The organism is Brooklawnia sp. (assembly GCF_032229645.1).
GTDB lineage: Bacteria > Actinomycetota > Actinomycetes > Propionibacteriales > Propionibacteriaceae > Brooklawnia.
In genome coordinates this window covers 1-11,556 of the sequence record NZ_JAVTWX010000056.1, presented here as the reverse complement: position 1 = coordinate 11,556, position 11,556 = coordinate 1, and the positions used below count along the sequence as shown (strand labels likewise).

Annotated in this window: 10 protein-coding genes; 4 read left to right on the top strand and 6 right to left on the bottom strand. The window is 62.3% G+C overall.

Annotated features, from left to right (window positions below; translation table 11 throughout):
- The 6 genes from AAFP05_RS03935 to AAFP05_RS03910 all read right to left on the bottom strand — a co-directional run.
- A partial coding sequence (locus tag AAFP05_RS03935) for a GTP-binding protein (protein ID WP_341728555.1) occupies nt 1-1,146 on the bottom strand: 1,146 nt, incomplete at its 3' end.
- Nucleotides 1,147-1,359: 213 nt separating this feature from the next.
- Nucleotides 1,360-2,286 (bottom strand): glycoside hydrolase family 172 protein, encoded by a 927-nt coding sequence (locus tag AAFP05_RS03930; protein WP_341728554.1) that lies wholly within the window; start codon nt 2,284-2,286, stop codon nt 1,360-1,362.
- A gap of 247 nt (nt 2,287-2,533) precedes the next feature.
- The gene (locus tag AAFP05_RS03925) at nt 2,534-3,412 is read right to left on the bottom strand and encodes a carbohydrate ABC transporter permease (protein ID WP_341728553.1); all 879 of its coding nucleotides are present in this window, start codon (nt 3,410-3,412) and stop codon (nt 2,534-2,536) included.
- Nucleotides 3,412-4,338, bottom strand: coding sequence for a sugar ABC transporter permease (locus tag AAFP05_RS03920; protein WP_341728552.1), 927 nt, complete (start codon nt 4,336-4,338; stop codon nt 3,412-3,414). Before AAFP05_RS03920 ends, AAFP05_RS03925 begins: the two co-directional genes overlap by 1 nt.
- 21 nt (nt 4,339-4,359) lie before the next feature.
- Nucleotides 4,360-5,676 (bottom strand): extracellular solute-binding protein, encoded by a 1,317-nt coding sequence (locus AAFP05_RS03915; protein ID WP_341728551.1) that lies wholly within the window; start codon nt 5,674-5,676, stop codon nt 4,360-4,362.
- Between the two features lie 86 nt (nt 5,677-5,762).
- Nucleotides 5,763-6,782, bottom strand: coding sequence for a LacI family DNA-binding transcriptional regulator (locus AAFP05_RS03910; RefSeq protein WP_341728550.1), 1,020 nt, complete (start codon nt 6,780-6,782; stop codon nt 5,763-5,765).
- Between the two features lie 321 nt (nt 6,783-7,103).
- Between AAFP05_RS03910 and AAFP05_RS03905 the strand changes: the two genes are divergently transcribed.
- The 4 genes from AAFP05_RS03905 to AAFP05_RS03890 all read left to right on the top strand — a co-directional run bounded on the left by AAFP05_RS03905 (nt 7,104) and on the right by AAFP05_RS03890 (nt 11,468).
- Nucleotides 7,104-8,168, top strand: a complete 1,065-nt coding sequence (locus AAFP05_RS03905) for an LLM class flavin-dependent oxidoreductase (RefSeq protein ID WP_341728549.1) — start codon at nt 7,104-7,106, stop codon at nt 8,166-8,168.
- Between the two features lie 159 nt (nt 8,169-8,327).
- On the top strand, nt 8,328-9,311 hold the full coding sequence (locus AAFP05_RS03900) for a thiamine pyrophosphate-dependent dehydrogenase E1 component subunit alpha (protein WP_341728548.1): 984 nt from the start codon (nt 8,328-8,330) through the stop codon (nt 9,309-9,311).
- A 21-nt stretch (nt 9,312-9,332) separates the two neighbouring features.
- The gene (locus tag AAFP05_RS03895; protein ID WP_341728547.1) at nt 9,333-10,307 is read left to right on the top strand and encodes a transketolase C-terminal domain-containing protein; all 975 of its coding nucleotides are present in this window, start codon (nt 9,333-9,335) and stop codon (nt 10,305-10,307) included.
- Between the two features lie 12 nt (nt 10,308-10,319).
- A complete protein-coding gene (locus AAFP05_RS03890) occupies nt 10,320-11,468 on the top strand; it encodes a dihydrolipoamide acetyltransferase family protein (RefSeq protein WP_341728546.1) in 1,149 nt (382 codons plus the stop codon).
- The last annotated feature ends 88 nt before the right edge of the window (nt 11,469-11,556 follow it).

Here is an 11,556-nt window from a genome sequence, read left to right as displayed (position 1 = left end):
CGCCAACTGCAGCTCGCCTCGTCCCTGCACCTCCCAGGTGTCCGGACGCTCGGTCGGCAGCACCCTGATCGACACGTTGCCGACCAGTTCTTGATCGAGCCGGTTCTTCAGCAGCCGGGCGGTCAGATTCTTGCCCGACTTGCCCGCCAGGGGTGCGGTATTGATGCCGATGGTCATCGAGATCGACGGTTCGTCCACATGGATCAGCGGCAGCGGACGCGGATCGTTGGGGTCAGTGAGGGTTTCGCCGATGTTGATCTCGGGGATTCCTGCCACAGCGATGATGTCGCCGGGGCCGGCCTCGTCGATTTGGACGCGGTCGAGTGCCTGGGTGATGAGTAGCTCAGACAGTTTGACGTTTCGGACGGACCCGTCGCGACGACACCAGGCCACTGTCTGGCCGCGCTTGATGGTGCCCTCGACGATGCGGCACAAGGCCAGGCGTCCGAGATAGGGCGAGGAGTCCAGATTGGTGACGTGCGCCTGCAGCGGCGCATCCTGGTGGTAGGTCGGCGCCGGGATGAAGTCGCGGATCGTCTCGAAGAGCTTCTCCAGGTTGGCGTCGTCGGGCAGCCCGCCGTCGGCAGGCTTGGTCAGCGAGGCCCTACCAGCCTTGGCGGACGCGTAGATGACCGGGAAGTCGAGCACGTCGGTCTCGTCGTCCTCAAGCAGATCGAGGAACAGATCGTAGGTCTCCTCGATGACCTCGTCGATCCGGGCGTCCGGACGATCGACCTTGTTGATGACCAGGATGATCGGCAGATTCTTGGCCAGCGCCTTGCGCAGCACGAAACGGGTTTGCGGCAGCGGACCCTCGGAGGCGTCCACCAGCAGCAGCACGCCGTCGACCATCTCCAGGCCGCGCTCGACTTCGCCGCCGAAATCGGCGTGACCGGGGGTATCGATGATGTTGATCAGCAGGTCGGAGCCGTCGTCGGCCATGGTGTGGTGGACGGCGGTGTTCTTGGCGAGGATGGTGATGCCTTTTTCGCGCTCCAGATCCATCGAGTCCATCACTCGCTTCTCGACATCTGCGCCCTCGCGGAAAGCGCCGGACTGCCAAAGCATGGCGTCTACGAGTGTGGTTTTGCCGTGGTCGACATGGGCGACGATGGCGACATTGCGCAGATCTGAACGACTTGGCATGGAGCTCCTGCTGTAGGGCGCAGCACATGAAAAGACCGAACCCATCGGAGGTTCGGCCACAGCGCGCGCTGACTAGCTTACGCGAGTTTGAACAGTATCTAACGCCGCATGCCGACCGGTTGCCAGCTTGTGCCGGCGCAGCAAAACGCCCGCTCGGGTTGGGGGCGACTGTGGCCGGGCCTGGCGGATGGCGGCCCAGCGGTAGACGCAGACTCAACGCGGGGTGCGATCATCAACCGAAGGTAGTGCGGGGAACGGCGTGCTGATCGTCGTCTGATACCAGTAGGCGGTCGTGGAGATGTCGTCGGATCGCTCGAATAGGCCGTGATCCCAGGTACCGATCTGCTGCATCGTGACTTTGAGGCGCTCCTTGAAGTAGATCGGATCGGGCAGGTGCCACCGGTAGAGGGCGTGCATGGGCAGCATCGAGGTAGAGAACTCGGAGGCCTTTGTCGTGTCAGTGGCGCTTGCAAAGGGATAGCCGCAGTAGGGCGCGCTGAAGGTGACGATTCTCGGTGCGGGTTCGGTCCGCAGTGCATCTTGAAATGCCCAGGCTCCGCCTGCGTAGTCCTCCAGACCTGTACTGCACAGGCTGGGCAGGTTAGTGTCGCCGTCCAGATAGAATTTCACCTCACCCTCGCCCCACCAGAACCGTTGCAGCGACGCGAGCGCCACATAGGTGCCGACATAGGTCCCGGTCCCGGCGACGCCATCGAGGATGACATGGTCCTCGCCGTGAGCGGTTGTGCCGTTGCTGCGCCGCCACTGGGCGTGGAAATAGCCGGGCCAATCGTCGAAGTCGTCGCCGATGGTGTAGTCGACCTGGAAGAACACACCGCCGATCGGGCCACCATGTTCGCTGGCCAATTCGATGCGGGCCCCGGCGCGGAAAGGCATCGGGAAGTAGCTGTTCATTCCGCTGGTCGGCGCCACGACGATCGGCTCGGAGGTAACCAGGGCGCGTTCGCCAAATCCGTTGCAGAAGAAGTCGCCCAAGGGAACTTCGACCTGTGGATACTCCGTGCCGTCCCAGAACATTCGCAGCACGAGGTCGCGGAGCACGTAAGGCCCTGCCGCAGTCTTGTCGGCAACGGTGATCCAGATGTGCCGGATGACCCCTGCGCCAGCAATATCGGCCAAGGTGGCAGTCTCACCCGCGGCCAGCTCGAGCCACGCGCTTCCTTTCCTGCCAGGACCAAGATTCGAACTGGCTGCGGCAGCCGAGCCGGGCGCCCCCGTCGGGTTCTCCGCGTTGATCGAATGGCTGCGGATCGTGCCCTGATTGCGAAGGCTTTTCCACTGGATGGGCATGTTCGTGCTTTCTTTCGTTCTGCTCGCAGTGCGGGGCAACCGGTGGCCCGCAGATCGCCGGCCACCGGATATCAGATCATTTCACAGCGCCAGCGGTCACGCCACGGCTGATCGTGCGCTGGAAGATCAGGAAGAATACCAGCGTTGGGATGAGCGACAACAACGACCCGGCATTGAGCACGGTGACGTCGATGGAGTGCTGTCCGCGCAGGGTCGACAGCGCGATCGGCACGGTCTGCGAGGCGGGATCTCCGAGCAACACGAGCGGGATATAGAACTCGTTCCACGACCAGATGAAGATGAACACGACAAGCACCGTTAAGGTTGGGCGCACGATCGGGAATACCACCTGCCACAGAATGCGCCAGCGTCCGGCACCGTCGATCGCGGCCGCCTCCAGGATGGCGTACGGGAATGTCGACATCACGCTCGACAGAATATAGGTGCCATATGCGGCGTAGAGAATGGTGAACACGATTATCACCGACCAGATTGTGTTAATCGTGCCAGTCGCCTGCGCGCCGTAGAACAGCGGATAGATGAGCGATTCGTGAGGCACCATAGTTGCGATCAACAGCAAGGCGGTGATCAGCGTGTTTGCGCGGATGCGGCCGATGCCGATCGCATAGGACGCCATCAGTGCAAGGGTGGTCCCGGCGAAAGCAATAATCGCGGAGCTTACGATCGAGTTGAACAGCGCGCGCGGGTAATCTACCCGACCGAGGTAGTCGGCGAATGCATCGAAGGTGAACGTGGTGGGCCAGGCCAGTGGCCCATGCGCGGAGTAATCGGCACCCGTCTTGAACGCATTGAGCAGCAGCAGGAGGAATGGAGCCGCCATGACGAGGGCCACGGCGACCGCCAGGGCGAGCATAAGCCAGGCCGTGACGGTGCGGTGTGGCTTGTCCTGAGTCAAGCTCCGGCCTTTCGGGATGGTTGCGGTGGTCACAGACATTAGGCACGCTCCGTTCGGTTTTCGCGGTTCTGCCACCACAGCATCACCGCAGCAATGACGAAGATCACGATTGACATGACGGTGGCAATGGCTGCGCCATAGCCAACGCGGGAAAGCTCGAAGAAGTTGCGGTAGGCGTAGTAGGACGGCACGACCGTCGATTCTTCCGGTCCCCCGCCGGTGAGGATGAGGATGGGCGCAAACACTTTGAGGGCCGCGATCGTTGCGGTGAGCACGACGACGAAAATCTCGGGCCTGATCTGTGGAATTGTTATCGCTTGGAATCTGCGCCACCAGTTCGCGCCGTCTAGCTCGGCGGCCTCGTACAGTTCGGGATCTACGCGTTGCAGGGCAGACATGAAGATGACGACTGGGTAGCCGATCTGCAGCCAGCAGAGCATCAGCATGACGCCGAAGATTGCCACCTGTGGGTCACCCAGCCAGTCGGGGGGTGAGTTGATGCCGAGGCCACTCAGCACCACGTTGAGAGCGCCGTTGCGGGTTTGCAGGATCCACGCCCAGATGAAGCCCGCCACTGCGATCGGCAGAATCTGGGGTAGATAGTAGGTTGCCCGCAGCACGGCGATCGTCTTGTCGCCGAATTTGCGCCCAAGATAGTCGAACAATAGTGCCGCTAGCAGGATGCCGATGATGGTGGGTGCAACGGTGATGGCGATGATCATGAACACTGAGTTCAGGAAGGAATCCCAGAACCTTTGGTCGGTGAACAGCGCGGCATAGTTTCCCAAGCCCTCCCAGCGCATGGGTGCGAGACCACCCTTCCATTTGAACAGGCTGATGTAGACATTCATCAGAAAAGGTGCCGCGACGACGACGAGGAATCCGGCAGTGAGTGGCGCGAGATAGAGCCAGTACCCGGCCCGCCGCTGTGCGGACCGCTTCGTGATGGTTGTTTGTGTTGACATTGTTGTCTCCTTATCGGATGATCAGCCCTCGATGGCGATCTCTCGCCCGTCGTCGTAGAACTCCTGCAGTTTGGCCAGGTAGTCGTCGGCGGTCTCATTGCGATTCGACATTGCCTGCATATTCGATTGGATGAAGTCGAGGAATCCGGGCACCGGGTAGTCGGGGTAGAAGCTCAGCGTGTCGGCGGCGAGCAAATCGTTGAAACGCTCGGTGTAGCCGCGGGTGAGATCATCTTCGATGATCGACGCGTCACCGGCGAGCGGCAGGCCGCCGAGCTGGCCGATCTTGTCTTGCACCTCCTCGCTGAGAGTGATGTCAATCCAGTCATATGCGAGGTCCTTGTTGTCGGCCTTCGCGGGGACGCCCCACAGGTGGCCGCTCGACCCCATCTGCATACTTGCCCCAGGCAGCGTGAAATATCCCCAGTCGAATGACGCGTCGTCGCGCACCCGGGTGAAGGTGCCCTGATTCCACATCACCATGGCCGCATCGCCACGCAAGAAGTTGACAGTCGCCTGCTCGAAATTGAGCCCGCCAAGCTGCTCGCCGACGTATCCCTTGTCGATCCATTCTTGGAAACGCCGGGTTCCCGAGGCCCACGGCTCCTGGGAGAAGTCGATCGGTTCGCGCAGAAACATGAAGTCGTCGATCTGCTGGCGGCTGGCTTCCGCCGAGACGAGTGAATACCAGACCCACATCTGGTTGAAGCCTTGGCTTGTGGACGCGGACGACGAGATCGGGGTGACGCCTGCGGCCAGCAGCTTGTCCATGTCGGCCTCGAGCTGGTCGAGTGTGGCCGGCTGCTCAGTGATGCCCACCTGGGCAAACAGATCCTTGTTGTAGTAGAGCATCACGTATTCGCCGATATTCGGGATGCCGTACCATTGGCCGGAACCTGCCAGGCCTATCTCGTTGTACTGCGCGAAGGCCTGCATTGAGCCAGTGATCTTGGCATCCCAGCCGTACTTGCGGACGGCCTCGTCAAGCGGCTGCAGCAGGCCTTGGCCAGCGAGCTGACCGCCATCAGAGTTGCCCTTGTTGAATTCGATGACGTCAGGCACGTTGTTGCCGGTGAGCGTGATCTTGGCGTTCTGGCGCATCGCGTCGAAGCTCGTGGTCTGGAAGTCCACATTCACATCTGGGTGCATTTCTTTAAAGATCTGCAGAGCGAGTTGCCAGCCTTGGCCTTGAGCCGTGGTCGGGTCTTCGTACTGGACGATGGTGAAAGTGTCACCGTCGTTGTCGCCGCCGCTGGTGGAACTCAGGCAGCCGGTGAGCGAAACTGTCAGGACCGTGGCCGCGGCCACGGTACGGCGGATTGTTCTCTTCAGGGTCATTCTTCCTCCGGATATCTGGATGAAGCGTGGATATGGGTGTCGGCTATTGATGAGGGAGCCTGCACCGGCAGCGGGCGGTGTTGCCATCACAGCGGGGCTACAGACTCCCGGATGACAAGCGGGCAGGTGACTTTATGGGCCACATGGTCGGCGCCCGCTTCGCCCTGGATTCGGGAAAATGCCTGCGCGGCCGCCCAGCTGCCCATCTCGAAATGGGGCAGCCTGACGGTGGTCAGTCCGGGTCGGAGTGCGTCGGCAATGAACCTCTGGTCGTCGAAGCCAACGATCGAGAGGTCGTCAGGAACACGCAGCCCTAGGTCGGCGCACGCCTGGTAGCAGGCGAACGCGATGCGGTCAGAGAAGCAGAACACGGCGGTAGGGCGGCCGGGGTCGTCCAGAAGCTTCTTGACAAGTGGGAATACGGTGGCTGTGGAGAAATCGGGCAGCTCAATCACCAGCGCTGGGTCGGGGGTGATCCCGCCGTCATTGAGTGCCTGCCGGTAGCCGTCGAGCCGCAGCTGGCCGGCAATATAGTGCTTGCCCGCGACGGTGCAGAATGCGATACGGCGATGGCCCGCCCCGACTATGTGTGAGGTCGCCGCGTAGGCACCGCCGAATTCGTCGGGCACAACGCTGTCGGCGCGGGCTGGGTCGTCTGGTACCCCGTCGAGAACGATGACCGGGATAGTCGGCGGAATGGCTGGAACCTCGATCATCCGGTGGTATTCCGCGGCCATGACCAGCGCCTCGATATCGCGCTGCATGAGAGATTTTGACGACTGCTCAACCAGCTCGGGCCGGCCGGTCGTGTCGATGATCATCGCGAGGTAGCCCGCATCCCAGGCTGCTGACTGCACGCCCTCGAGCATCCGGCCCGCAAAGGGAACGCTTGCGACCCCGTCCGAGATGATGCCGATAGTGTGGGTGCGCCTGGTCTTGAGGCCCCTTGCCAGGACGTTCGGTATGTAGCCCATGTCGTGAGCGGCTTCACGAATGCGTTGTGCCGTTTGTGGGTTGACCCGGCCGGTGTCCCGGCCGTTCAGTACGAGGGAGACCGCTGACGCGGATACGCCGACCGCCGCGGCCAAGTCCTTCAACGTGATCATGATGACTCCCTTGACATCAATCATTTGGCGGAACAGTCCAAGAGATCCGTCAAACGTTTGACTTCACGCTAAGGACGTCAAACGCATTGACGCAATACGTCGTTACCGAACTGTGATATTGAGACCTGCTCAGGCCGGAAGGACCGGCCGACGCGCGATTGGTTGCCGCGAATCTGCCCGCAGGATCGGACGTCGAGTTGCCGGCAGCGGGGCGGTTGAGTCCGTGGGAGGTCCGGGTCTACGGAGCCGCGGAGGGCTCACGCGTATTCAGCCGATGACGGATGGCTGTCGGGTAGGTGGCGCCTCTCCTAAGCTTGCGGTATGAAGGCCTTCGGATTCCTCAGTTTCGGCCATTACGCGCTTCCCGGACAGCAGGGTCCGGACGCACGCACGGTATTGCGTCAGGCGCTCGACTTGGCCAGGTTCGCCGATGGGCTCGGCGTCAACGGCGCGTATTTCCGCGTCCATCACTTCGCTGCGCAGGGCGCTTCCCCGATGCCACTGCTCGGAGCAATCGCAGGATCGACCAAGAACATCGAGGTTGGCACCGGAGTCATCGATCTGCGCTACGAGAACCCGCTCTATCTCGCGGAGGAAGCGGCTGCGCTGGATCTGCTGGCGGGCGGACGAGTTGCCCTGGGTGTCTCCCGCGGATCGCCAGAACCCGCCGAGCAGGGTTGGAAGGCCTTCGGATACCAGGCCGAGGCATCCAACGGGGCAGACATGGCGCGCGCGAAGTTCGAGTTGTTGCTCGCCGCTGTCGAAGGTCGTGGCGTGGCAAGGGCCGCCTCGCTGGACGAGCAGTACCCGCGGATCTACCAACCAGGCATTGCGCTGCCGGTCTTCCCGCAATCGCCGGGGCTGCGCAAGCGTGTCTGGTGGGGATCGGGCACCAAGAAGACGGCGGAACAGGCCGCCCGCGACGGGGTCAATCTGATGAGTTCCACCCTGGTATCCGAGGCGGACGGCACATCGCTCGGCGAACTCCAGGCCGAGCAGATCGCCCGCTACCGGGCGGTATGGAAGCAGGCCGGGCACGACTGGACGCCCCGGGTTTCGGTCTCGCGCTCGATCTTCCCGCTGGTCACCGACCGCGACCGGCAGCTCTTCGGGTTGCAGGCGACCTCGTCCGATCAGGTGGGCAATCTCGACGGCGGCAATGCCACTTTCGGACGCAGCTACGCAGCCGAACCGGATGTCTTAATCGATCAGCTGAAGGCCGATCCGGCGATAGCGGCCGCGGACACCTTGATGCTGACCATCCCGAACACGCTGGGTGTCGAGGCGAACCTGTCGATCTTGCGCAATTTCGCGGAGTATGTCGCACCGGAACTGGGCTGGATTCCGGCGACCTCGGGGCCGGTCGAGGGCTACCCGATCGACTAGGACCCTCGTTGTCAAATACCGGGAAGCTGACCCCATTGACAAGTCGTGGTCCGAGACATAGCGTAGGTAGACCCGCAAAGAAGCGGGCGCGGACGGGGCTCACATGCGATGGGGTCTTCCGAAATGGTCTGACCGAGGACCCCGGGAAAGGGGTGCAGCGTGTCACTGGACAATCAGCAACTGATCGAGGCCTACCGGCGAATGAGCAGGATCAGGCAATTCGAGGAAACTACAAAAGAACTGCTCCTGAAGGGCGAACTCTACGGGGCTTTCCATACCTCCATCGGGCAGGAGGCTTCGATCGTCGGCTCGTGTATGGCGCTCGCCGACGACGATTTTATGGTCGGCACCCACCGCTCGCATGGGCATCCCATCGGCAAGGGCGCCGACATCAAGAAGCTGATGGCGGAGCTGATGGGAAAGGTCGACGGGGTCAATCACGGCAAGGGTGGCTCCATGCACCTGTCCGACTTCTCGATCGGGTCCCTGGGTGAGACTTCCATCGTCGGATCCGGGCTGCCGGTCGCCACAGGCGCCGCACTGGGCACAAAACTGCAAGGTGGCAACAGAGTGACCTTGTGTTTCTTCGGTGACGGCGCGTCCAATGAGGGCACCTTCCATGAGTCGCTGAACATCGCTTCCATCTGGAAGCTGCCGGCGGTCTATGTATGCGAGAACAATGGCTATGGCGAGTACACGGCTTGGCGCAAGGTCGTCGCGTCCGAGTCGATCGCAGCGCGCGCTGCCGGATATGCGATGCCGGGCGAAGTGGTCGATGGCCAAGATCTCTTGGCGGTCTACGAAGCCGTGAAGAAGGCGGTCGACCGGGCTCGGGCAGGCGATGGCCCGTCTCTGGTGGAGACCCGCACCTATCGTTTCGAGAACCATGCGATCGGCCCGTATCCGGAACCCTATCGTGACAAGGCAGAAGTCGACGACTGGCGAGCTAATCGCGACCCAATCACGCTATTGCGCAAGAAAGCAGCCGAGTTCGGTCTCGATCCGGCAGAACTCGACCAGATCGACGACCAGATCGCGGACGAAGTCGTCCAGGCTGTCGAATTCGGACGCCAGTCCCCGGAGCCACCACTCGAGGACGCCTACGTCCATCTGTTCACCGAACCCGTTGCTATCAGGCATTGAGAGGCGACGAAGATGCGCACCATGAGTTACCTTGACGCGATAGTCGAGGCGCAACGCGAAGAGATGGCCAGGGACGACAAAGTCTTCTTGATGGGCCTGGACGTCAGCTGGGGAATGATCGGTTCGACGGTCAACGCGAATGGTTCTCTGGTCGACCAATTCGGGCATGAACGAGTGCGTGACGCCCCGATCTCCGAAAACGGGTATCTGGGCACTGGTGCCGGCGCGGCGATGGTCGGGATGCGTCCGATTATCGAGATAGAGATCGCCCCGTTCATCTACGTGGCGATGGATCAGTTGACCTCGATCATCTCGAAGTCGACTTATCTTTATGGCGGTCAGGCGAAGCTGCCGATCACGATCCGCATGCCGATGATGTACCGGGTCGGTAACGCGGCCCAGCATTCCGATCGTCCGATATCGACGCTGGCAACGCTGCCCGGTTTGAAGATCGTGGCGCCGGCAACGCCGGCCGACCTCTACGGGTTGCTCAAGACAGCCATCCGCACCGACGATCCGGTGGTCGTCTTCGAAGACTTCTCCTTGGGTGGGATGCGTGGTGAGGTACCCGACGACACCGATTTCACGATTCCGCTGGGTGCCGCCGACATCAAGCGCGAAGGCGACGACTGCACGGTCGTCACCGTTTCGGGTGCGTTGCAGGTTGCCGAGGCCGCCGCGCAAACGCTTGCGGCGGAGGGCATCAGCGTCGAAATCGTGGACCTGAGATCCATCTTCCCGTTGGATCTCGATCTGATTCTGAAGTCGCTGGAGAAGACCCGGCACCTGGTCATCGCCGATCCGTGCCACGATTTCGGGTCCATCGCATCGCAGGTGTCGGCGCTGGTGGCCGAGGATGGTTTCTGGTTGCTGGATGCCCCGATCAAGCGGGTCGTCACTCCGCACACCCATATTCCGTACAACGCGACGATGGAGAGGTCGCTCTATCCGACCGCGGAGCGGGTCGCTGCGGCGGTGCGCGAGGTCTTGGACTGAACGGGGACGCTCATGCCGCAGCAGATCAAATTGCCTCAGTGGGGCATGTCGATGAACGAGGGGACGGTCACCGAGTGGCTGGTGGCGCCCGGTGACCAGGTCGAGATCGGCCAGCCGTTGCTCGAAGTCGAGTCGGCCAAGACCTCGAATTCGGTGGATGCCATGTTCGCCGGGGTGATGGGCCAGATCTTGGTCGAGGCAGGACAGACGGTGCCGGTCAATACCGTGCTCGGGCTCATCTTGGCGCCCGGCGAGACGGCCGAAGCTCCGCAAGTCTCCGCCTGTTCACCCAGCGAGGTCGACGATCAACATCAGGACAGGCGACGGGAAGGCTCCGGCAGACAGACGGTCCGAGGTGGTGGCGGGCCTGGGGTCCAGGTGGTGCCGCTGGCTCGCAAGCTTGCAGCCGAGAATGGTGTGGACCTGGCCTCGATCAAAGGCTCGGGACCGCGTGGCAGGGTGACGGTGGACGATGTGAAGGCCGCCATCGCCGGGTCAGGTGACGCGAAGCCGATGTCGCGGATGCGCAAGGTGATCGGCCAGCGGATGACCGAGTCGCTGCAAACGAGTGCGCAGCTCACCCTGGTGAGCACGGCCGATGTCAGCGAGTTCACGAAACTGCGCGAAGGCTGGCAAGGCGGGCGCCCACCATCGTTCACCGATGCGGTGATCCGGGCCTGTGCTCTCGCGCTGCTGAAACACCCGGAGATCAACTCCCATATCGAAGGCGAGAAGGTCGTCTCGTCGTCGGCTATCGGGATCGGGTTGGCGGTAGCGATGCCTGAGGGACTGGTGGTTCCGGTCGTCCGCGATCCCGACCAGTTGGCCCTCGCCGAGTTGGCGCCAGTGACGGCGCGGCTGGCCGGCCAGGCCCGCGATGGCAAGCTCACCCCGGCCGATTTCGAGGGCGGCACTTTCACCGTCACGAGTCTGGGCGGGCAGGGCATCGACGCGTTCACACCGATCCTCAACCCGCCCGAACCGGCGATCTTGGGGGTCGGACGGGTGCGCGAGGTGCCCCAACGCGACGGTGACCAGATCGCGTGGCGTTCGGAGATGACGCTCAGCCTGACGATCGATCACCGTCTGATCGACGGGTATCCGGGTGCCTTGTTCCTGGCGGAGGTGGTGGCGCTACTGGCAGATCCGAGCCGGCTATAGGACGCGGTGGTCCTCTCCAGCAGGTACCCTCGACTCTAGGTGTCGACCGCATTGGAGAGGAAAACAGATGAGTGAGACCCCGGCTTCC